Consider the following 22,041-nt stretch of genomic DNA (forward strand, 5'->3'; position numbering starts at 1 on the left):
ATGGCTGCAGCAGAGGACTTGTTCGAAGGACCCGCCGCCGGGCCGCCGCTCGCTGTCTACTCCAGCAGGGCGCTCTACCGGTCGGAGGCGGAAGGATCCGAGATCCGGCACGTCGGCGGCTATGCACCGTTCGTCGGGTTTTGCGCCCGGCACGGCGAAGATGCTGCCGGCCTGGCGGCCGATCCCGTCCGGCTGCTGGAGTTCCTGCGGGCCAATACCGCCGCGTTGCTCGCCGAACCGGAATTAGGGAACGCGGCGGAAGTTTTCGCCGGCAACACCGTGGTGGCGCAGCGGCCGGACGCCCAGTGGCGCAGCGTGGAAGGCGGCGTCACCGAGGCCGGGGACCACGAAATGAGCCTGGTCGTCCAGGGCCTGGTGGAGCGGCTGCACGCTGCCGACGTGGAACAGTTTGCGGAGTCCCTGGCCACCATCCGCGACTGGGCCGAGTCGGATCCGGAGCCGCTGCCCCGGTTCGAGGAGCACGACGGGAATCTACCGCAGCCGGTTCCGTTGCCCTCCGGCTGGAAACCTTACGTTCGTCCGGAGATCCCGGTGGAGGTTTACCGCGACGGGGACGGAGCAGAGATTTTCTACGGTACCCGGTGGGGTGACGAGGAGGCAGCGTCGGATTCCTACAGCGTCACCAGCAACACCGGTCGTTTCAGCGGCCTGCACGCCGTGGCCGACAGCCTGATTGACCATCTGGTCTCCACCTACGCGGCCAGCGCTAGGGACGTCACCGCCGAAACAGCGGCCCGGATGCGGGCCCAGGTGAGCGTGCTCCGGGCTGTCCGGGTGGACCCCGCCAGCCCGGATGCCGCGCCCCTGGTCTTCACGTTTACCGATTTCCCCGGAGTCCTGCTGCACAGCGGTCTGCTGCACAGCACGCCGTTTCCGTCCTGCGGCTGCGATGCCTGCGATGAAACCTTGGACTCCGAGGCGGCCGGACTGGAGCAGCAGGTACTCGCCGTGGCTGCCGGAGGCTTCGCGGAGCGCTACCCCCTGGGAAGGCACCGGCGAGCCGAATACCAGTTGGTGCGGGTGGACGGCTCGGGCTGGGAAGGCGGCAGCGAGCCCTCCCACGATTACACGGACGACCAACTCTCCGAGGCCGAACGGACGCTGAAGTTGTTGCCGAACGGCTGGCAGCCCTGGCCGCTGCGGCAGCAGTAACCCACCTTCCACCTTCTGCCCGTCGCCCGAAGGTTGCCCGACCGAAAGGACCGTATGATCGAGGCCTGGACCCCGGACCAGATCCGCGCCGCCGAACGCCCGCTGCTCGACGACGGACAAGGGCCGGAGCTGATGGCCCGCGCGGCCGCCGGGCTGGCCGTCGGCATCATCCGCGAACTCAAACGCGTGACGCGCCGGATCTATGGTGCCCGCCTGGTGGTGCTGGCCGGGAGCGGCAACAACGGCGGCGATGCCCTGTTCGCTGCCGCAACGGTGGCGCAACGCGGCGTCATGACGACGGCGGTGCTCACCTCCGAGCGCGTGCACACGGAGGCGTTGGCTGCCTTCACACGGGCCGGCGGCCGGGTGATCCGGTTGGATTCGGCGGCTGCTGTTGGTGCGTCGGCTCTGGCCGATGCGGTTCGGGCGGCGGCAGGCGTCTGCGCGGCCGCGGACGCCTTGGTCGATGGGATTGTGGGCACCGGTGCCGCCGGCGGACTCCGCGGCCCGGCACGGGAGCTGGTGCAGACGCTGCTGGATTCCGGCGACGGCTATGGCCGCCGGCCGCTGGTGGTGGCGTGCGACCTGCCCAGCGGCGTGAACGCCGAAACCGGCCAGGTGGACGGCCCGGTGCTGCCCGCAGACCTCACGGTGACCTTCGGCGGGGCCAAGGCCGGTCTGTTCCTCGATCCCGCGGCAGCGCTCGCCGGCAGGATCGAGACGGTGGACCTTGGCCTCGGCCGCCTGCTTCCGGACGCAGGGCTGCTGCGGCTCGAAGCGCAGGACCTGGCCATGCTCTGGCCGGTGCCGCGGCGGACCGATCACAAGTACACCCGCGGGGTGCTGGGCGTCGCGGCCGGATCCGCCTCCTATCCCGGGGCGGCCCTGCTTGCGACCAAGGCGGCGGCGGCCACCGGCGTCGGCATGATCAGGTATCTGGGACCGTCGGAGGTGTGCCGGCTGATCAACCTGCAAACGCCGGAAGCTGTCTGTTCACGGGGCGCGGTGGCGGATGCCCGGGTCCAGGCCTGGCTGGTGGGTCCTGGAACCGACGGCGACGAGGAGCAGCGCCGGCGCGCCCGGGACGCCATAGCTTCCGGGCTGCCGGTGGTCGCCGACGCCGGCGCCTTCGAGGCGCTCCCGGCGGAGCTGGGACCGCACGTGGTCCTGACCCCGCACGCCGGCGAACTGGTGCGGATCCTGGAGGCACAAGGGGTGGCGACGGATCGGGAACATATTGAAGCCTCGCCCGCCGAATTCGCCGCGCTGACAGCCGGTCTTACCGGAGCCACCGTGTTGCTCAAGGGCGCCGTGACGGTGATCGCCGCACCAAACGGCTTCCTGTTCTGCCAGGACGACGGGCCCGACTGGCTGGCCACGGCCGGATCCGGCGACACGCTCGCCGGGATCCTCGGAGCCCTCGCAGCGACTGTCCGGACCGAGCAGCTGGATGCGGCCGGGTTCGCGAAACCAGTGCGCTGGGCGGTGGTTGCCGCCATGGCCGCCTGCCTCCACGGACTGGCCGGTGCGGAGGCAGCGCGACGAGGCGAAGCGGCATCCGCACCGGAACCGGGCGCGCCGGGGGCAGCCAGCGGGCGGTGCGCACCGCCGTCGTTATCTGAGCGAGGCCGGCCGCTGGCGGCATCTGATATCAGCGCCGCAGTCCCTGTTGTGGTGGGCAGGATCATCGCCGGCCGGAACCAGTAGCCGCCCGCCGGCAGGATGGCGGGAAATGGACCGGCGCAGGTCCCATGGCACTGGAAAAAAGGCTTCCCGGGCTACCCGGCTTGTCCTGTTTGCACTAGGCTGTATACACGTGCAAACCGCACCAAAGGGGCACGGGGTGGAGCACTGGAGTCATGATCCTCCCGAGGGATGGCAACCTCATGTAACCACTAATGGGCCGGGGGCAGTCCCGTGGTTTATCCGGCGCAAGTAGGCGGCAGCGGCGTCAGCATGCCGGGGGCCCCGCCGAGCCGTTGATCGACAGGCGGACGCGCCTTCCGCGTCCGGGCCACCCGGAAATCACGGAAGCACTTAGTGATGAAAACATCAGCAAAATGGCGCGCGTGGTTGATGATCGTCGGCGTTCTTTTGGGACTTCTCGCCAGTATGGGCTTGGCATCGCCGGCCGGTGCCAGCAGCGTCGCCGCGACGTCTTCGCCTTCCCAAGCGGACAGGGGCAGAAGCGACGCCGACCTGTCGCTGCGCATTTCCGGTCGGGGCGACTACCGGGTACGCGGTTCGGACTACGAAGCCAACCGCGTCCATGTCTGGATTGTCAATGTTTCCCGTAACCGGGCCGTCGATGAGTTCTACGTCCGGACCCATCACGGCGACTTCACCATCCGCGACGGCGGCCTGCGGTGCGACCGCACCTACAAGGCTGTCAGCTACAGCCGGGGTGATGGCTGGGTGTCGAGCAACAAGGTCCGTTTCCACTGCGACCGCCACTAGCAACTCGACCCTCACATAGGAATCCCGCCAAGGGGTAACCGGTGATGGGGAGGACTGGATGTCCCGGCCCTCCCCATCGCTTTGTCGTCATCCGGCGGGGCCGGACGCCGACGGTTTCTCGACATCGGCTGCGCAGCCCCCGCGGGTGTGGGCAGAATCATCGCCGGTCGGCACCTGCCTGCCCTCGATGGCATGATGAGGGGATGGCGTTTGAAGCTGCAGAGAACCGGTACCAGAACATGCCCTACCGCCGGGTGGGACGAAGCGGCCTGAAACTGCCCGCCGTCTCGCTGGGGCTCTGGCACAATTTCGGCGACGACAAGCCGTTTGGGGTACAGCGTGCCATCCTGCGCCGGGCCTTCGACTTGGGCGTGACACACTTCGATCTGGCCAACAACTACGGTCCGCCCGAGGGCAGCGCCGAGACGAATTTCGGCCGGCACATGCGCGAGGACTTTTTGCCGTACCGCGACGAACTGGTGATTTCCACCAAGGCGGGCTACCTGATGTGGCCGGGACCGTACGGCGAATGGGGCTCTCGTAAGTACCTGCTGTCCAGCCTCGATGCCTCGCTGAAGCGGATGGGACTGGACTATGTGGATATTTTCTACAGCCACCGGCCGGACCCCAACACGCCGCTGGAAGAGACGATGGGCGCCTTGGACCAGGCGGTCCGATCCGGCAAAGCCCTGTACGCCGGCATCTCCTCCTACACGCCCGAACAGACCCGGGACGCGGCCCGCATCATGCGCGGACTTGGAACACCGCTGCTGATCCACCAGCCGTCCTATTCGTTGTTGAACCGCTGGGTGGAAGACGCCAGCCCGAGCCTGCTGGAAGTGCTGGACGAGGAAGGCATGGGCTGCATCGCGTTCTCGCCGCTGGCCCAAGGAATGCTCACGGACCGCTACCTGAAAGGCGTCCCGGAGGATTCCCGCGCGGCACAGAACAAGTCGCTGTTCCCGCAGATGCTCTCCGAAGGAAACCTGAACCGTGTGCGTGGGCTGAACCAACTGGCGGAGAACCGCGGCCAGTCGCTCGCGCAAATGGCCATCGCCTGGGTGCTGCGCGAGCAGTCGAAGGGTTCGCCGGTGACCTCGGCGCTGATCGGGGCGTCCAGTGTCACGCAGTTGGAGGACAGCCTCGCCGCCGTAGCCAAGCTCAGTTTCACCGGCGAGGAAGCCGCCGCCATCGACCAGTTCGCGGTGGACTCCGACATCAACATCTGGAAGCCGAAGAGCTAGTTCGTGGACCGTCCCGCCGCGACAGACGAGACGCCCCTCGACGTCCGTCTCACCGACGCGGCCGCGCTGGATTTCGACCAGGTGCTCGCCTTATACAACGCCGTCGGCTGGACCGCCTACACCTCGTCGCCGGAGACAGTCTCAGCTGCGCTGTCCGGTTCCGCCGCCATCGCAGTTGCCTACGCCGGCACCGAACTGGTTGGGCTTGCCCGGGTGATATCCGATGGGGCGTCGATCTGCTATCTGCAGGACGTGTTGGTCCGTCCGGCCTTCCAGCGGCGGGGAATCGGCCGGCGGCTGGTGCAGTTGGTGTTGCAACCGTTCTCCCACGTCCGGCAAAAGGTCCTGCTGACGGAGGACGAGGCCGGCCAGAAGGCGTTCTACGAATCGCTCGGCTATACGCAGGTCACTGATAACGACGGCGGAGCCTTGCGTGCCTTCGCCCGGTTCGACGACTGACGTCCCGGCTGCTCTGGCGACGACGGTGGCGGGGGAGCGACCCGACGTTCTTCTTTAGGGTACGCGGAGGCCATGGAGCGCATGTGATTTGATGGCCGCATATTCATCGGCTGTGATATTGCCGGTATCCAACAGGGATTTCGCTTTCGCGATCTCATCGGAGGGACTGGTCCCGGCGACGTCCCCAATGTATTTGTTGACCGCGTCCTGTGTGTTCAGGGCACGTTGCTGGCTTCTTTCGGCCATGCCGGTTCCCCGCGCTATGAGATAGACAAGCACCGTGAGGAAGGGGAGGAAAATCAGGAAGACGATCCACACCGCTTTCCACCAGCCATTGAGGGAGCGGTCTCTGAACAAGTCGGCGACGACGGAAAACAGTGTGATGAGGTAGGCGATAAACGCGACGGTCCAAAAGAGGAACCAGAAGAATTCCCAAAAGTCTTCCCAGAGGCCCACGATCAGTCCTTTCGGTTACGCCCCGCAGCCACAGGCCGCAGGCTGCACTATCCCGCCACATTTCCCGCGTTCTAGGCTTAAGGATCGTCGTCCATCGTGGGAGGCACCTCATCCATTCCGGGTGAGGTGGGCGGCGGCGGGCCTCCATCCGCTCGGCTACCGCCAGCTGTCTCGTCCGGAGTCTGATCGCGGGCAGGGATTGGCGATCCTCCTCGGAAGAAGCACCGTCGTCGTGCTGCTTATCTATGGCAGGTGGCTTCCTCGTGGCCATCGAACGGAGGCAACCCTGGAAAGCTCTCTCGATACCGGGAACTTGAATTCACCCCCGGTGGGTGAAGCACACACCCAAGGGCTCGACTCACACTTGAAGTGCCTGTAGACCCGTCTGCCAATGGCCCGACGCCGGCCCGACCGGTATCGGCCCGAGCGGTATCCAAGAGAGGAACAGTCAATGTCGAAACAACACCCGGTTCTGATAGGAACTGCCGCCTTAGGGTTGGCCGTGGGGATGCTGACGGGCTGCTCTGCCAGCCCCGAGGAAAATGTTGCGAAAGCATGCGGGGCATCCGATGCCTTCGCAGCCGCCTTGCAAAACTTTCGAGAGACCCTGACGCCGGATGCCACCATCGAGGAGATCCGCTCGGCACGGGAAGAGGTCAGCAATACCTATAACGATCTCAAGGGGGCCACAGCAAACGTGGCGAAGGACAGGACTGATGCACTGGCGTCGGCCACGGACGAATTTAAAGCCGCAGTTGACGCTGTTCCTGATGACGCAACCGTTCCGCAAGCGGTTGATTCCTTGAAGAACGAAGCAGCCAAAGTCGACACAGCTCGTCAGGGAGTAGCGAGTGAGCTCAACTGTTAAGACGATGTCTTAGAGGGCAGGGCTCGTCCACCACCGGCGGCGGTGTCCCGTGGTCCGAGGGGTCCTCAATGACGGCGCGCCTGGGTGAACTCACGGACACCATGGCCCGGACGATCGTCTGACGGGAACTGCCGCCTCCGTCCCCTTCTGACAAGACATCTGCGCCCCTAGACTACGACTAGCGGCGAAGGAGGGGGCAATGCAACCTGAATCACCGGGACCCGAAGCGTCCGAGCCGGTCTCGCGTCCTGGCATTCCCCGCGCTACCACCATTCTGCTTGCTCTGGGCGGTGCGACCGTCGCAGCCTTCGGAATCGCCGCGATCCGGGGGATCTTCACCCCTGTATTTATGGCGTTAGTGATCACCATTTGCCTGCATCCGATTCGGCGCTGGATGCAACGGCACGGAGTCCCACGGGGAATTGCCACCGGAACCACCATCGCCGCCGGATTCGCCGTACTGGGCTGCCTTTCGGTTGTATTGATTGCCGCACTCGCACAGTTCTCTGCGCTGCTGCCGCAATATGCTCCCCAACTGGACCAGTTGGGCGCCTCGATCGCCCAACTGCTGGAGTCCGTGGGATTCGGCTCCGAACAGACACAGACCGTACTGCAGGCATTCACCCCCGGTCGCCTCATCGGGTTCATCACAGACTTGCTAGGGAACATCACGGGCATGGTTGGCGTCCTCGTGATCATCCTGACCATGCTCATCTTGATGGCAGTTGACGGCGGACGGGTGGCCGCCCTGCTGACCCATCTGCAGTTCTATCGGCCGGCCATGGGCGCGGCTTTCAGCGGCTTCGCTACTGACATACGGCGGTATACGGTTGCGACCACGATCCTGGGAGCAGCCCAAGGCCTGTTCAACTGGCTCGTCCTGTTCATCCTGCAGGTCCCCGGCGCCATGGCCTGGGGGGTGTTGTCGTTCATCTGCAGCTTCATTCCCAACATCGGCTACTTCATCGCCATTATCCCGCCGCTGGTCTTTGGTGCCCTGAGCGGAGGCTGGCCCGTTGTCCTCGCCGTCATCCTCACCTACGGCGTGATTAACGGTGTCATCCAGTCGATCATTCAGCCCAAATACATTGGTAATGCGGTGTCGCTGAGTGAGACGTTGACCTTTGTCTCGGTGCTATTCTGGGCCGCCGTCCTCGGAGCAGTCGGTGCCATCCTTGCCGTTCCGCTCACCCTGCTGGTCCGCACGATCTTGCTCGACTCGGACCCATCCAAGATCTGGCGTCGGGCTTTGACGGGGGACAAGAAGGACATCGAATCCGCCCTGAAGCTCGAAGACGACGCCATCCGCGCTCGCCGGGCACGGCGGAGATCGGACCGCCCGCACCCCGATGGCACGCGGAAGAAATGATGTCCCGCCCCGCTGCCACCAGGGCCGAGTGAGCACCGAGTGCTGCAGCTTTTAGTGAGCCTTGTGCCAGTCGCCGTAGCCGGGGCGATGAGCACAGTGCCCGCCAGCATCACCATCATTATTCTGCTCTCGCCTCATCCGCGACGGCGTGCCTTGGCGTTTTTGATTGGCACCATCGCAGGTTCAGTCGTGATCGTCGGTCTTTCATCCGTCGGGATGGGCTTCATGCCGGTCATCCCGAGGTGGAATCAGGATGAGCTGCAGGCAGCGCTGGGCCTGTTAATCGGGGCCTTCCTGATCGTCTACGCTGTTTACCTCTTCAGGCGCAAGAGCACGGGGGAGAGCGCCATGCTGGTCAAAATCACGGCACGGTTTCAGTCCGCCCGCACTTGGGAATTCATTGGACTTGGTCTGGGGCTGAATCTGCGTCCGAAGGCGCTCCTGCTCGCCATCACCGCCGGGGTGCTGATCAGCGTCCAAGAGCCGTCGCCGCTCGAGCGAACCTTGCTGGTTCTCGGCTATGCAGTTGTGGCCCAGTCGGCGGTCGTGCTGCCGATTACCTATTGGGTGCGATCCCCGGAACGAGCCGAAGGGAAACTGGCGGCCGCCTATGCCTGGCTGCAACGAAACGGTCGAATAGTGACGGCCGCGGCGATACTCGCAATAGGGGTTTTCATCGCCGGCTACAGTCTTCTCCAACTCTAATGCGGCAACACGGAAAAGCGGATCCGGAGCGCACCGGCTCACGAATCATGAAACGAGGTGCCGGGCGGTCCCAGAATCAGCAGGACGGCTGCCTGTAGCTGGTCGCCTCCGGCGGACCCCTCCAAGCTACTACCGTCCAGGAGGCGCGTCGGCTGAATCTGAGGGTATGAATGGATGGAAGTCTATTCCGCCGTCGTGTACGGCGATGCCGGTCGACTCCGGCACTTCCTGCCAGGCTCCGCGCAGATCCCCCAGTGGTTCAGATACCACCACCACCGTATCGTCGGTGATTTTTTCAAGCATGACGTTGTCAGGATAGTGGGCCCGGAGAGTCGCGACGTCGGTGCTGTGGAAGAGCGTTCGTGAACGGCCTTCGCTGGAGTAGCGGAAGGCCCAGGTGGTGTCGCCGTTGGTTGTGGCCACCGTCATCTGCAGCGGGTACTCGATGCCGTGGCTCCGTCCGACGCGTTCGATGAGCCCGACCGCAGCAGCGACCGCTGCGTGCGGGTCCTCCTCCAAGCCCAAGGTGAGGGCAAGCATGAAGAACACTTCGGAATCCGTTGATCCTTCGATCAGGGGGAAGAGGTCGGGGTCGACAGCCAGCGCCAGGTCCCGCCTGACTTTTGGAAAGTCCGTGATAACCCCATTGTGCATCCACAGCCATTGCCCATGGCGAAATGGGTGGCAGTTCGTCTGCTGAACGGCCGAGCCGGTTGAGGCACGAATGTGCGCGAACACCCGGCCAGCGGACGCCTGAGAAGAGAGCTCCCGCAGATTACTATCGTTCCAAGCGGGTTCCGTACTGCGGAAGATCCCCGGCGTTGGCAAGGTGCCATACCAGCCAACGCCGAAGCCGTCTCCGTTGGTGGTTTCGGCTCCCAAGCGTGAGTGCTTGCTCTGCATAACGAGCGAATTGGCAGGTTTGAACAAAAGCTCGTCCAAGCGCACGGGCGATCCCGAATACGCCAGCCAACGGCACATAACTACCTCCTCTGGGCGCAAGCAGCCTCACGCCAGGACGCGGGTCTTGATCTTCGCGTAGTCGCTTTCCGTAATTGTTCCGGAGTCCAAAAGCGCTTTAGCCTTCGAGATTTCCTCGCTTGGGCTGGCAGCGGCGACATTACGGATGTACGACTCGGTGTACTCCTGATTGAGGCGTGCACGCTCGGCTGAACGTTCAGTCATGCTGGAGCCTCTGGCAATGAGGTAAATCAAAGCCGTTAAGAACGGTACGAAGATCAAGAAAATCATCCATACTGCCTTGAGCCAACCGTTGAGTGAGTTGTCGCGGAATATATCGCCAATGATCATGAAAACCGCGATCAAGTAGGTCGTGAATGCGAACACCCAAACAAACCACCAGATGACGCTCCAGAAGTTCTCCCAAAAATCCATTGGAAATCCTGTTCATTAAGTTGGTCCATGACCGCGGAAATAGCGGCCCGGAAAGATTCTCCTCACACGCAACCCGGAGACTGCTCCTCTCAGCCGGACCGTCGGAGGCTCGTGGCGCCTCCGATAACTAGAGCCAGTATCGTCCGGCTGTCAGAGCCGGCACCTCATCCGGCAAGGGTGAGATTCGCAGGCTGATTCATCGGCTTTTCGGCACTATCGGGCGGCGGCCACAACGTCCCTTGTGCCGGCCCGCAAAGCTTGGGAAACTCAAGGCGGATGTTTTGCAGACCGCTGAATCGAAGCCAAGCTTTCGGAAGCCGCGACTATGGCCGCAGACCATGCTGACGACTACTCACCGTCAGAAGACGGTCTCATCGCGTCCTCGGTGGACGGGCGTTCCTTCAGCTTCCAAGGGGTGAGCCGGGAACGGCTCGGAACCGGGTCCCTGGTTTCGGTCGACGTGCCGGACCGGCCACCGATGATGGGCCAGCTTCATCAGCTCCGCCTGGGGAAAAACGGGGTTATGAGCGGCTCGGTGAGGATCATCTGGTCCTACAACTCGGAAGGGATGGCCGCGCCCAGCTCGGGTTTAGGGTTTCGCGCGGCGCATATCGCCGCCGCCGACAGGGCGATGGTGGAGTTGCTGCTATCTTCCTCGGGCGCATTGCTGGAGATCGGCACTTTCACGAACACAGACCACTTCGACGCACGGCTGATTCCGAAAAGGTTCAACCGCCATACGTTCTGGTGCGGCCAGAGTGGCTCAGGAAAGACGTACGCCTTGGGCGTTGTGCTTGAAGAGCTGCTTGGATTTTGGTCAACGCGCTCACCGGCAGGCCTTCCTCGGCTGGTGATGTCGTCGCGGGACTGCTGAGTCATATTGATCAGGTCTTGCTCGAGTGGCAGGAATCGGCATTGGTCGAAAGAATGATCACCTCGATTCTGCGGAACGGTTCAGGAGCAGAACGGCAGCGTGAAAGCTATCTGAAAACCAAGGAGCTGGCCTTGGGGGTCTTGGAAGCCGCGGAATTAACGCACAACGAACAGGTCAGGCCGCAATGAGGACCTCTCGGCATCTGGCCCTACGGACTGCAGCAGCGCATCCCGGCCGGCTGCCCGCTGGCTTGGGACGTTGGCCGCGAACCGTTCTCAGCGGCTTGACTTGCGGCTAGACTTCGTTCAAGTGGCTAGGTGCCGCTGCACAGGTTCAATCTTGCGAGAAGTTACGCCGCGGGCACAGGGGTAGCCCGTGGCTGGGAGTCCCAAGCGGGTCACCGGGAACCTGCAGGGAGCGCTCAGGGACAGCGCCCGGGTGATTGAGTCGGATGACCCGACGAAGGACTGGCGGCCATGGGTAAGACCAAGAAGCAGAACAGTGCCGAAGATAGACCCAGGATGAAGCAGCGGGAGTTCGAAAAGCTCGTCAAGCCCCTGCATGGTGAATTGGTGGCCATGCAGGAGTGGGTCAAGTCTTCAGGAGCCAAAATCGTCATCGTCTTTGAAGGCCGGGACACGGCGGGCAAGGGCGGCGTGATCAAGGCGCTTACCAGCCGCGTCAGCCCCCGTGTTTTCCGGGTCGTGGCTTTGCCGACGCCCACCCCGCGTGAGAAGTCGCAGATGTATGTGCAACGGTATGTTCCGCATCTGCCTGCAGCGGGAGAGGTCGTCATCTTCGACAGAAGCTGGTACAACCGGGCCGGGGTGGAACGGGTCATGGGTTTCTGCAGCGACGAAGACGTGAAGAAGTTCCTCCTGATGGCCCCATCCTTTGAGCGCGCCATGGTGGATTCGGGCATCATTTTGCTGAAGTACTGGCTCGAGGTTGATGCCGAACAGCAGACCTTGCGGCTGCAGAGCCGGATCGATGACCCGCGCAAGTACTGGAAGCTCTCGGACTTGGATTTGAAGTCCTACAGCCGGTGGTATGACTATTCACGTGCCCGGGATGAGATGTTCCGTCAGACGGACACTGCGTGGGCCCCCTGGTTTGTGGCTCACACCAATGATAAGAAACGCGGGTGGCTCAACGTCATGACCCACATCCTTGAACAGATCCCCTATGAGCCGCTTAAACAACCGGACGTCATGCTTCCCAAGCGGCAAGGACCGGGGGACTATGAAGAACCGGCGTATCTGCCGCGTGAGATCCCGGAGCCTTACTGATTGTCGCCCTCTGGTAGTCCCCTGCACCGGCAGGTTCCCTGTAAGGACGCGACCACAGGCCGCGCAAGAGCAAGGACCAGTGCTATGTCAATTCCGGAAACAACCGAAACTGCTGCAGCCGATCGGTGGTACGCGCAGGTGCCCGAGGCGGTGGTGGCCAAGCTCGGCACGAACGAGCAGGCGGGGCTTGACACCGCTGAGGCGGACCAGAGGCGGGCCCGGTACGGGCCCAACTCGATAGCCGCCGAGCGGCCGCCCTCACGCTGGGCGATCGCGCTGCGGCTGCTGCGGGATCCGATGAACCTGATGCTCGTGGGGGTTGTCATCGTCAGCCTGATCATTGACCAGGTTGCGGTCGGTATCATCGTGGCCTTGCTGGTGATCCTTAATCTGGTGCTGGGAACCCAGCAGGAGCTGAAGGCGCGTGCCAGCGTTGATGCCCTGGCCAAGATGCAGATTCCGCAGGCACGCGTCGTACGGAACGGTTCCCTGGCCCAGCTGGACGCCACGGACCTCGTACCGGGGGACATTGTCAACCTCGAGGCCGGCGACCTGGTGCCCGCGGACGGCCGGCTGCTCCGATCAGCCACGCTGGAAACCCAGGAGGCCGCGCTGACCGGTGAGAGCGCGCCGATCGCGAAGGACCCTAAAACGCTCGAGGCGGCCGATGTGTCACTGGGCGACCGCACCAACATGGTTTTCCAGAACACCGCCGTCACGCGGGGAACAGCGACGATGGTGGTGACTGCCACCGGTATGCAGACCGAAATGGGGAAGATCGCTTCGATGCTTTCGTCCGTGGACCCGGGAAAGTCCCCGCTGCAGCGGGAGCTTGACGGACTCACCAAAGTGATCGGCATCATCGCCTGGTCCGCGGTCGCGATCATCATCATCATCGGGGTGATCCGCGGGCAGGCCCTCGGGACGGTCCTGCTGGTGGGCATGTCGATGGCGATCGCGGCCATTCCGACCGGCATGCCGACGTTCGTGCAGGCGATGCTGGCCTACGGGGCCAAGCAGCTGGCCGAGCACAAGGCAGTGGTCAAGAACCTCAGCGACGTCGAGACGCTCGGTGCCACGAGCGCGATCAACTCGGACAAGACCGGCACCCTGACCATGAACCAGATGATGGTGCGGCAATTGTATGTCCGGGGCACATGGTACAGCGTGCAGGGCGAGGGCTACGCCAAGACGGGGGCCATCCGCCAGACGGCCGGCGAGCCGGTGCCGGACTTCACCCGACTGGCGTACGGGCTGTGCCTGGACAGCGATGCCACGGTTTCCGACTCTGGCGAGGTGATCGGTGACCCCACGGAGGCCGCGCTGGTGGTGCTGGCCGCCAAGATGGGCGTCGATGCGGAACATACGCGCCGGGCCTACCCCCGTATCGCGGAGGTTCCCTTCGACTCGGCCTACAAGTTCATGGCGACATTCCACAACCTGCCGCTCGACGGCGAGCCGCACTTCGTCGAAATGGTCAAGGGCGGCCCGGATGTGGTCCTGGCCCGGTGCAGCATGGCCCTGCTGCCCGAGGGGGAGGTTACCATCGGCGACGTCCGTGATGACATCACGAAAGCCAACGCGTCCCTGTCGCAGAAAGGCCTGCGGGTCCTCGCCTTCGCTGTGAGGAGGCTGGACGGCCGGGAAGCCGAGGTGGCCCAGGATCCGATGAAGTTCGTTGACGAGCTCACCTTCGTGGGCATGGTCGGCATCATCGACCCGCTGCGCTCGGAGGCGGCCGCCGCCGTGCGTACAGCGCAGGAGGCGGGCATCGAAGTTCGGATGATCACCGGCGATTATGCGGTCACCGCCTCCGCAATCGGGGCCGAACTCAAGCTGGGTGCCGGGGCGATCAGCGGCGCGGAAATCCAGGCGATGTCGGATGCGGATCTGCAGCGGGCCCTGCCTGGACTCCACGTCTTCGGGCGGGTGACACCCCAGGACAAACTGAGGCTGGCCAGGCTCATGCAGCAGGGCGGCGCCGTCGTCGCCATGACCGGCGACGCCGTGAACGACGCCGCTGCGCTCAAGCAGGCGGATGTTGGCGTGGCCATGGGCTCGGGGAGCGAGGTGACCAAGCAAGCCGGAAACCTGATCCTCACGGATGACAACTTCGGCACCTTGGTGACCGCGATCCGGCTTGGCCGCAGCATCTACGACAAGATCGTGTCATTCGTCCGGTACCAGATGTCGGCGCTGTTCGCGCTGGTGCTGCTGTTCCTGGCCGCCAGTGTCTTCAACATCAACGACGGCGTTGCCCTGACTCCGACGATGGTGCTGTTCATCAACTTCTTCATCACCATTTTTCCGGTGATGGTCATCATGACCGATCCTCCGGCCCCGGATTTGATGTCCAGACCGCCGCGGGATACCACGCAACCGATCACGAACGGCAGTTCCGTCACCCAGTGGCTGGTTTACGGGGTGGTCGGATTCGCAGTGACGATCACGGCCCTGCTCCTGGCTCCGGGGCCGATGAGCGCCACCGAACCCAACGTGCCGTTGACGATGGCGTTCGTGGTGCTCGCGCTGAGTTCCGTCTTCGGCAGCCTGGCCAAGCGGCGCGATCCGGAGTCGGGCCTGGTGGCACCGATTATCAATGCGCTCAAGATCCTTTCGATCCCGGTGCTCTTCACCGTGGCAGCGGTGGAGATCGGCTTCCTGCAGAACCTGCTGCTGACAACTTCGCTGAGCGGGGGCCAGTGGCTGGCCTGCATCGGCCTGGCGCTGATCGTCCCCATCGTCGTCGAACTGGACAAGGCAATCCGCCGCGGTCAGGCACGCCGCAGAAGCGCCGTCGAGCCTGCCCGCGCCGACGGCGGCGGGCGCGTAGTCCCGGCGCCGATCACGTGAAGATATTGGCGCCCTCATGAAGATGAGCTCGCCGAGCGATCTGGATGGGCTGGCGTCCACCTTTGGGTTTGTGCCCCGGGCGTTCCTTGAACAGTCGCCGTTCTTTCGGCAGGGCGAAGCACTGTTTGCCGGCGGATTCGTTCCCGCGCCGAGCCTGGTCACCCTGCGGACTCGATTGACCAGGGAAGGCGGATCCGAGGTCGGCGCGCCGATGAGGAACACGCCCCGCTAGGCCGGACCGGTGCCGCGTTGGCGTCGCCGGCGAGGCATGATCACCGGCATGGTCTCCTCCACTGCCGGATGTTCGGCCGGACGGCCCTCATACCAGCGGCGGTACGCGGCGATCAGCGGGACGGAGGTCAGTCCGTGAACGACGACGCTGAGGGCGACGGTGACAACGACGGTGGTGAGCACGACCTCGCCGTCGGGAATGCCGCGCTCAAGCGCGAGTAGCGCGAACACCAGCGAGGCCAGGCCCCGCGGGCCGAACCAGCCAATGAACGCCACCGTCGGACGCCTTACACCCCGGCCGGCGAAGGCAATGGTCACGGGAATCATGCGCACCAGCGTCAGGCTCAGCGCGGCATAGAGGATCACCTGCCAGGAGATGTGCGGGATGGCCAGGGTGAGGGCCAGTGCTCCGAACCCGATCCATGTTGTGGCGGCGAGAAGGCCCCCGGTCTCCTCCGTGAACAGGTTGACCAGCGAACTGCGTTCGCCCGAGACACTCCCGAAGGCGATGCCGCCGGCGAAGGCGGCGATAAAGCCGCTGCCGCCGAGCAGCAAGGCGATGGTGTAGGCCAGCAACGCCACCCCCAACGGTGCGATCTGCCGCCAGTCCGAGCTGATCCATTCACGTCGATCGGCGATGCCGTAAAGCATGCCGCCCAAAATGCCTGCGGTGAGTCCGGCGGCGAGTCCCCAGCCGATCTGTGCAGCCATGTTGCTGGCGACGGCCCAGGTCACGCCCGTCTCGAGCTCGGCGTTCGCAATTTCAAGCGCAACGAGGAAGAAGGGAACCGCGAGGCCGTCGTTGAAGCCGCTCTCCACGTCCAGCGCCTGCCGCACGCGGGCCGGCACAGCCGGGTCGGCGACGACCTTCTGTCCGAGGGCCGCGTCGGTCGGGGCCAGTATCGTCGCCAGCAGAAACGTGGAGGCCAGCGGAATTCCGGGGAAGACCAGCGCCCCCACCCCTGCCCCGGCGAGCATCGTGAGCGGTAACCCGATCAGTAGGAGGCGGACGGGCCACCCCAGCTCGCGACGGAGCGAGCGAACGTCGAGTCGGGTGGCGTCGCTGAACAGGAGCAGGACGAGCGCGATCTCGGCCACCCGCCCGAGCGCGGAGGACTCCAAGGAGGCATCGAGCAGGCCGAGGGCTGAAGTGCCGACGAAAAAGCCAGCGGCGGAGAAGAAGAGGGCCGACGTGATCCCGCGCCGGTCAAGCGGCCCGGAGACCAGGCTCCAGAGAATGATGATCGTCAGTATCGTCGTCGCCGCCACCATGCGGGTCCTGCTCTCGATCGTGAGCGTTGCTAGCCGCCAGCGGGGCGGATTCCAAAAATGACGGGCTTCCTTGGTCCTCGCCGGGGTGGTCCTCCCGGCTTGCCGAACGGGGCCAGGGAGTGAGCGCACCCCCTGAGGGGCCCGTCGGCCGGAACATTCCGCCGTCGGCAGACAAGGATTCGGTTGCGGGCGCTTTCACATGAACCTTCGATCTGCTCGGCACCGTGGGCAAAAGCGGTCAGGCAGCAGGGCTTGAGCAGATGCTACATGCTGCTGCGGCATCGTTCCAGACGCCGTCCGAAGTCGAGTGGGCAGGTGGTTCTCAGAAGACCGGGCTCCTGAATCGGTTCGTCCGGTTGCTACGCGAACCAGGTGTCCGGCGGACCCATGAAGAGCAGGAAGCTAAAGACAGCGGCGACGGCGACTAAGACAACGGCGATGGCTGCCACCGGGCGGGCCAGCACACCGGCCTGGAGTTTCTCGAGGAAACCGCGGGGTTGTTCCCCGCCGGCGCCGAGCCGCCAGATGTCGCCGAGCAGGCCGTGACGGTCCAAGGACTTTTCAACGGGAATGGTCGCGTACGGGATGGCGGCGGAGACCAGCGCGAGGACGCCGCGGCCCGCAGGCCATTTCTGGTTGACCCAGGTGAAGCACGTGCTGACCACATAGCAGAGGAAGACGAAGCCGTGCAGGCCGCCGGCGATGCTCACCGCCACGCGGGCTTCCGGAACCAAAGCCCGCAGCAGCAAGGCCATCAGCAGAAGTGTCCAGGTGACGGCTTCGGCAAAAGCGACGGTGCGGAACAGGGTGCGCGGAGACATGCATGTCCTCGGATGGTTGGGGTGCGGGGGCCGTTCTGCTTCTGAAGCAGGGTCCCTACAAATGTAGCCGAGGCAGCTTTGTGCAGGTAATCCATGCACGGTGGGCAATTTTGCATGGTGTGCAAGTTTGGTTCTATGCTGGGCCGGTGAGTTCAGAAAGTGCGGTGCCCTTGGAGGGTCGCCGCGAGAAAAACAAGCTGGCAACCCGGGCTGCCATCACTGCGTCCGCTTTGCGGCTGGCCCGCGAGCAGGGGCCAGGCGGTTTCACCGTGGATCAGGTGGCGGCAGAGGCTGGCGTCTCGCGTCGGACCTTCTTTAATTACTTCCCGTCCATCGAGGCAGCGGTCACGCTGCCGGTGGAGGAATTCCTAGAGGAATCGTTCGCGCGGCTGGACGAGCGCTCCGCCGACGAACCGATCATGGACGCAGTGCTCGCCACCTTGGGCGGGGACATCAGCCAGGAACGGCTGGCGCTGCTCTGCGAGATCTACCAAATGGGCGCGGACGACGCGCAGCTGGAACGCATACAGCTGCAGATTTGGCGGCACGCCCAGCAATCGCTCGAAGACGGGCTGCGCCACCGGCTGCCGGAGAGCGCCGGCGAACTGACGGTCACCGCGCTCGCCGGATCGCTCATTGCCTGTGCCCAGGCTGCCATGCGGATGGCAGCCACCCAGACTCCCGACGGCGAGGCGCCCCCGCCGTCTGCCTTCCGGCAGCAACTGCTGGAGAGCCTCGACCTGCTGCGTTCCGGCTTCAACATCAACCACAAGGACTAATCGCATGGCTTCACTGCTCTACAGACTCGGCAAGCTTGCCGCGCGCAAGCGCTGGTGGTTTGTCTCTGCGTGGCTGGTCATCATGGTGGCCGTCGGCGGTTCCGTCGCAGCCTTCATGGGCACGCTGTCCAACAGCTTCACCATTCCGGGCACCCCCGCGCAGGCGGTGGCGGATGAGCTGCAGGAGAAACTGCCGGACGCTTCAGGCGGACTCGGCACCATTGTGTTCACGACGGCGGACGGCACGGCATTCACTGCCAAGCAGGAGGACGCCATTGCCAAGATCTCCGCTGACCTGACGGAGCTGGGCGCCGTCAAGCGCGCCACGGATCCGGTGGACCTACAGGCCTCTCTGGACACCGCACCGGAGAAAATTGCCGACGGCGAAGAGAAGCTGGAAGCCGCGGCGCAGAAGCTCGACGACGGTCGGGCAGAACTGGATGCGGGCAAGACGCAGCTGGAGCCGGGGCTGCAGCAAGTCCGGGCCGCCGAGGCGCAGATCGAGCAGCTTGAGGCCGCCGGCCAAACCGCTATGGCCGAGCAGGCCCGTGCCCAGCTGGAGCCGCAGCGGGCCCAGCTGGAAGCGGCGCAGGCGCAATTGGATGAAGCCGAACAGCGGCTCGAAGACGGCCGGGCAGAGTACGAGTCCGGGGTTGCCGATCTGGAAGCGGCCAAGCTGCAACAGCAGTCATCGGACGGACTGAGGTTCGTATCCGAAGACGGTTCGGCCGCCTTCGTCCAGGTCCAGTTCGAACAGGACATGATGTCGGTCTCCAAGGAGGACCGCGAACAGGTCCAGCAAGTCACCGAAGCCGGCCTGGTTTCCGGCCTTCAGGCGGAGTACAGCAAGGACATCGTCGAAGATATCTCCAGCCTGTTCGGTGCGGCCGAGATCATCGGCATTGCCGTGGCCGCCGCCGTGCTGGTGCTGATGCTCGGCACGCTGCTGGCTGCCGGGTTGCCGCTGCTGATGGCGTTGGTCGGCGTGGGCGTGGGGGTGGGCGGCACCATGGCCCTGAGCGGTGTGGTCGAGATGAGCTCCGTTTCGCCGGTGCTGGCGCTGATGCTGGGACTGGCTGTGGGCATCGATTATTCGCTGTTCATCGTCAACCGCCACCGCACGCAGTTGCTGTCCGGCGTGCCGCTGATCGAATCCATCGGCCGCGCCACCGGAACCTCCGGGAATGCGGTGCTCTTCGCCGGGCTCACGGTGATCATCGCGCTCGCCGCGCTGGCGGTGCCGGGCATTCCGTTCCTGACCGTGCTGGGACTGGCCGGAGCCGCAACGGTGGCCGTCGCCGTCGTGGTTGCCCTGACCCTGACTCCGGCGCTGCTGGCAATCATGGGCCGGCGCATTCTCTCCAAGCGGGCCTGGGCCAAGGCCGGGCTGACCGGCCCGGTGGCCGCCGATGCGGAGGTTGCGGCGCCGGGACACGAGTTCCACAACGATCCCAAGCGCAGCTGGGGCAAATCGGTCACCAAGCACCCGTGGCTGGCGCTGATCGCGGGCGTGGCCGTGCTGGGCGTGATGGCAGTGCCGGCCGCCGGTCTGCGGCTGGGCCTGCCGGACGGCAGCTCCGAACCGGCGGACTCGACGGCCTACCGGTCCTACACCCAGCTGGGCGAAAACTTTGGCGAGGGCATCAACGGTCCGCTGATTGTGGTGGCCGATCTGCCGGCCGGACTGGAGGGGGCTGAGACGGACCAGACCCTGCTGCAGCTCTCGCAGGAACTGCGTGCCATGGATCACGTGTCCGCCGCCGTTCCGACCGGAACCAGCCAGGATGGCCGCACCGCGGTCCTGCAGGTCATTCCGGAGGAAGGTCCGGCCGCCGAAAGCACCGAGGATCTGGTCCACAACCTGCGGGCGGAGACGGACGCTCTCGAGGAGAGCACCGGCGTCGGGATTTCCGTCACCGGCCAGCCGCCGATGCAGATCGATGTTTCGGACAAGCTTGCGGACGCCATGCCGGTCTATCTGGCCATTGTCATCGGGCTCTCGCTGATCCTGCTGCTGCTGGTCTTCCGCTCCATCCTGGTGCCGCTGCTGGCCACCGCCGGCTTCCTGCTCTCGCTGGGTGCCAGCTTCGGCGCCGTCGTAGCGATCTACCAGTGGGGCTGGCTCGGTAACCTGTTCGATGTGCATGACCCCGGGCCCATCCTGAGCTTCCTGCCGATGATCATGATCGGCGTGCTCTTTGGCCTGGCGATGGACTATCAGATGTTCCTGGTCTCCGGCATGCGCGAATCCTATGCGCACGGCGAAGACGCCAGGGCAGCCGTGGTCAGCGGTTTCAACCACGGTGCCAAGGTGGTCACCGCCGCGGCGATCATCATGGTCTCCGTTTTCGCCGGGTTCATCTTCTCGCACCTGACCATGGTCCGGCCGATCGGCTTCGCGCTGGCGCTGGGCGTGCTGCTGGACGCCTTCGTGGTGCGGATGACGCTGATTCCGGCGGCCATGCACCTGTTCGGCAAGGCCGCCTGGTGGATGCCGCGCTGGCTGGACAAGATCCTGCCGGACGTGGACGTGGAAGGCGCCAAGCTGGTTCAGCGGGTGGACACGCCCGAACGGGACGAGGCTCTGGCGGCTGGAGTCCGTTAGGCAGCGCACACCCGAATCCTCTACCGGCGGCCAGCACCATCCCTCAGGGAAGGTGCCGGCCGCCGGCGATCCTGAACGATTCGTCGAGCAGTTCTTCGAGCTCGGCCGGTGAGACCTTGGCCAAATGCAGGAGCACCAGCTGCGGCGAACGCTGATGGTGGGGCGTCCAGAAGAAGACGTCCGGGGCCGTGCCGGCCAGGGCCTCGCGTTCCTCGGTCTTGACGGTCAGCACGCCCGGCTCCCAGATGCGGGCCATGAGCGTTTTCGCGAACCACGCCGGCCGGCCCCAGCTGGGCCGTTCGGTGACACCGGGCAGGGCCAGGCAGAGACGGCGCGCATCGTCCTCGGTGGGCATGCACCCACCTTGCCAGAGCCCCGTCCGCCGGCGCCAGCGCCGCCGGTCGGTCGATCCAGACCATAAGCAGGCCCGGTCGGCAGGCAGTTCCGGCGGGGGCTCAGCCTTGCGGGCTGTTTCCGTCGTCGCGGTCGGCGGGCCCGTCGGCCTCGATCTCGTCGCCGGGTTTGGGCTTGTCGCCGGGGAGAGGGGCGGTGGCCGGAGCTTGCTGTTGCCGCTCCTGTTCGATCCGCGCCTCGTAGCGGCCCGGGGCGAAGATTTCCTCCATGGCACCGAACATGCCGGAGAACCCTGAAGACCCGGGACCGCCACGCCGCGGGCGGGACGCCATCGCCACGGTTGCGGCAATGATCAACGCCACCAGTCCCAGGGCGATCAGGCCGCCAACGAAGTCCATGAGGTGATTATCCCCCCGGGATGTACGGGCGGCGAGGCTCGGTCAACCGGCCTTCGGATTGCGGGCGGGCCGGGCTGTTTTGCGCAGGACAACGGCCGCGACCGCCGCCCCCAACGCGGGGAGATAGAACCAGCCAACACTTGCCATGGCCAGCGCGGTGAACCCAAACAGCAAGGCGCTGCAGATGATGCCTGCCAGCCACGCAGCGCGGCGGGGAACCAGAAGCGGAACCAGCGTCAATATCGGCGGAACAGCCAGCGGAATGAGGATGGTAGGTGGATGCGTCTGGAGCAGGCTGAGCGATTCGGTGGTGCGTTCCGGCTCGGCCCCGGGGGAGCTGGACACCGTCTCCTGCACGATCGTGGGCAGGAGCAGGGCGGCGGCGCCGGCTGCCAAGGCCAGTAAGCAGGCCGCAACCTGGAGCACGGTCGGGACCCTC

General features: G+C 64.8%; 22 protein-coding genes. 14 read left to right on the forward strand and 8 right to left on the reverse strand.

The window, feature by feature from the left end; all coding sequences use genetic code 11:
* From MNQ99_RS05650 to MNQ99_RS05670, 5 genes are all read left to right on the forward strand, one after another.
* Positions 1-1,173, forward strand: coding sequence for a DUF6226 family protein (locus MNQ99_RS05650; protein WP_241914731.1), 1,173 nt, complete (start codon positions 1-3; stop codon positions 1,171-1,173).
* A gap of 54 nt (positions 1,174-1,227) precedes the next feature.
* Complete coding sequence (locus MNQ99_RS05655; RefSeq protein ID WP_241914732.1) at positions 1,228-2,880, forward strand: bifunctional ADP-dependent NAD(P)H-hydrate dehydratase/NAD(P)H-hydrate epimerase; 1,653 nt, start codon at positions 1,228-1,230, stop codon at positions 2,878-2,880.
* A 336-nt stretch (positions 2,881-3,216) separates the two neighbouring features.
* On the forward strand, positions 3,217-3,630 hold the full coding sequence (locus MNQ99_RS05660) for a hypothetical protein (RefSeq protein ID WP_241914733.1): 414 nt from the start codon (positions 3,217-3,219) through the stop codon (positions 3,628-3,630).
* Positions 3,631-3,833: 203 nt separating this feature from the next.
* Positions 3,834-4,874: an L-glyceraldehyde 3-phosphate reductase gene (gene mgrA / locus MNQ99_RS05665; RefSeq protein WP_241914734.1), complete on the forward strand. Its 1,041-nt coding sequence runs from the start codon at positions 3,834-3,836 to the stop codon at positions 4,872-4,874.
* Positions 4,875-4,877: 3 nt separating this feature from the next.
* The gene (locus MNQ99_RS05670) at positions 4,878-5,333 is read left to right on the forward strand and encodes a GNAT family N-acetyltransferase (protein ID WP_241914735.1); all 456 of its coding nucleotides are present in this window, start codon (positions 4,878-4,880) and stop codon (positions 5,331-5,333) included.
* A gap of 54 nt (positions 5,334-5,387) precedes the next feature.
* Here the strand turns inward: MNQ99_RS05670 and MNQ99_RS05675 are convergent, their stop codons facing one another.
* The gene (locus tag MNQ99_RS05675; RefSeq protein ID WP_127511146.1) at positions 5,388-5,789 is read right to left on the reverse strand and encodes a PLD nuclease N-terminal domain-containing protein; all 402 of its coding nucleotides are present in this window, start codon (positions 5,787-5,789) and stop codon (positions 5,388-5,390) included.
* Positions 5,790-6,240: 451 nt separating this feature from the next.
* On the opposite strand from MNQ99_RS05675, the gene MNQ99_RS05680 reads away from it, so the two are divergent.
* The 3 genes from MNQ99_RS05680 (at position 6,241) to MNQ99_RS05690 (ending at position 8,731) form a co-directional block, all read left to right on the forward strand.
* Positions 6,241-6,657, forward strand: coding sequence for a hypothetical protein (locus MNQ99_RS05680; protein ID WP_127511147.1), 417 nt, complete (start codon positions 6,241-6,243; stop codon positions 6,655-6,657).
* Positions 6,658-6,856: 199 nt separating this feature from the next.
* Positions 6,857-8,026, forward strand: a complete 1,170-nt coding sequence (locus tag MNQ99_RS05685) for an AI-2E family transporter (protein ID WP_241914736.1) — start codon at positions 6,857-6,859, stop codon at positions 8,024-8,026.
* Positions 8,027-8,089: 63 nt separating this feature from the next.
* Positions 8,090-8,731 (forward strand): GAP family protein, encoded by a 642-nt coding sequence (locus MNQ99_RS05690; RefSeq protein WP_277883620.1) that lies wholly within the window; start codon positions 8,090-8,092, stop codon positions 8,729-8,731.
* A gap of 129 nt (positions 8,732-8,860) precedes the next feature.
* On the opposite strand, the gene MNQ99_RS05695 is transcribed toward MNQ99_RS05690, so the two are convergent.
* Both MNQ99_RS05695 and MNQ99_RS05700 read right to left on the reverse strand, forming a co-directional pair.
* Entirely contained in the window at positions 8,861-9,712 is an 852-nt protein-coding gene (locus tag MNQ99_RS05695) for a class II glutamine amidotransferase (protein WP_127511150.1), read from the reverse strand.
* 27 nt (positions 9,713-9,739) lie between these two features.
* Positions 9,740-10,126, reverse strand: a complete 387-nt coding sequence (locus tag MNQ99_RS05700; protein ID WP_127511151.1) for an SHOCT domain-containing protein — start codon at positions 10,124-10,126, stop codon at positions 9,740-9,742.
* Positions 10,127-10,451: 325 nt separating this feature from the next.
* On the opposite strand from MNQ99_RS05700, the gene MNQ99_RS05705 reads away from it, so the two are divergent.
* The 4 genes from MNQ99_RS05705 (at position 10,452) to MNQ99_RS05720 (ending at position 15,374) form a co-directional block, all read left to right on the forward strand.
* Positions 10,452-11,000 carry an ATP-binding protein gene (locus MNQ99_RS05705; protein WP_241914738.1) on the forward strand — a complete coding sequence of 183 codons (549 nt, stop codon included), beginning with the start codon at positions 10,452-10,454 and terminating at the stop codon, positions 10,998-11,000.
* Between the two features lie 476 nt (positions 11,001-11,476).
* Positions 11,477-12,289 (forward strand): polyphosphate kinase 2, encoded by an 813-nt coding sequence (gene ppk2 / locus MNQ99_RS05710; RefSeq protein ID WP_241914739.1) that lies wholly within the window; start codon positions 11,477-11,479, stop codon positions 12,287-12,289.
* Positions 12,290-12,373: 84 nt separating this feature from the next.
* Entirely contained in the window at positions 12,374-15,142 is a 2,769-nt protein-coding gene (locus MNQ99_RS05715; protein ID WP_241914740.1) for a cation-translocating P-type ATPase, read from the forward strand.
* 16 nt (positions 15,143-15,158) lie between these two features.
* A complete protein-coding gene (locus MNQ99_RS05720; RefSeq protein WP_241914741.1) occupies positions 15,159-15,374 on the forward strand; it encodes a hypothetical protein in 216 nt (71 codons plus the stop codon).
* Here MNQ99_RS05720 and MNQ99_RS05725 read toward each other — a convergent pair.
* Both MNQ99_RS05725 and MNQ99_RS05730 read right to left on the reverse strand, forming a co-directional pair.
* Entirely contained in the window at positions 15,371-16,645 is a 1,275-nt protein-coding gene (locus MNQ99_RS05725; protein WP_241914742.1) for a cation:proton antiporter, read from the reverse strand. The two genes, MNQ99_RS05720 and MNQ99_RS05725, sit on opposite strands and share 4 nt — an antisense overlap.
* A 359-nt stretch (positions 16,646-17,004) precedes the next feature.
* Entirely contained in the window at positions 17,005-17,466 is a 462-nt protein-coding gene (locus MNQ99_RS05730; protein WP_241914743.1) for a DUF3817 domain-containing protein, read from the reverse strand.
* Between the two features lie 146 nt (positions 17,467-17,612).
* Between MNQ99_RS05730 and MNQ99_RS05735 the strand changes: the two genes are divergently transcribed.
* Together MNQ99_RS05735 and MNQ99_RS05740 are read left to right on the forward strand one after the other, a co-directional pair.
* A complete protein-coding gene (locus tag MNQ99_RS05735; RefSeq protein ID WP_164745352.1) occupies positions 17,613-18,245 on the forward strand; it encodes a TetR/AcrR family transcriptional regulator in 633 nt (210 codons plus the stop codon).
* Positions 18,246-18,249: 4 nt separating this feature from the next.
* The gene (locus MNQ99_RS05740) at positions 18,250-20,850 is read left to right on the forward strand and encodes an MMPL family transporter (protein ID WP_241914744.1); all 2,601 of its coding nucleotides are present in this window, start codon (positions 18,250-18,252) and stop codon (positions 20,848-20,850) included.
* Positions 20,851-20,893: 43 nt separating this feature from the next.
* Here the strand turns inward: MNQ99_RS05740 and MNQ99_RS05745 are convergent, their stop codons facing one another.
* The 3 genes from MNQ99_RS05745 to MNQ99_RS05755 all read right to left on the reverse strand — a co-directional run bounded on the left by MNQ99_RS05745 (position 20,894) and on the right by MNQ99_RS05755 (position 22,028).
* Entirely contained in the window at positions 20,894-21,205 is a 312-nt protein-coding gene (locus MNQ99_RS05745; protein ID WP_241914745.1) for an MmcQ/YjbR family DNA-binding protein, read from the reverse strand.
* A 100-nt stretch (positions 21,206-21,305) separates the two neighbouring features.
* The gene (locus MNQ99_RS05750) at positions 21,306-21,602 is read right to left on the reverse strand and encodes a hypothetical protein (RefSeq protein WP_241914746.1); all 297 of its coding nucleotides are present in this window, start codon (positions 21,600-21,602) and stop codon (positions 21,306-21,308) included.
* Between the two features lie 42 nt (positions 21,603-21,644).
* Positions 21,645-22,028, reverse strand: coding sequence for a hypothetical protein (locus MNQ99_RS05755; protein ID WP_241914747.1), 384 nt, complete (start codon positions 22,026-22,028; stop codon positions 21,645-21,647).
* Positions 22,029-22,041 lie beyond the last annotated feature (13 nt).

Source organism: Arthrobacter sulfonylureivorans (assembly GCF_022637435.1).
GTDB classification, from domain to species: domain Bacteria; phylum Actinomycetota; class Actinomycetes; order Actinomycetales; family Micrococcaceae; genus Crystallibacter; species Crystallibacter sulfonylureivorans.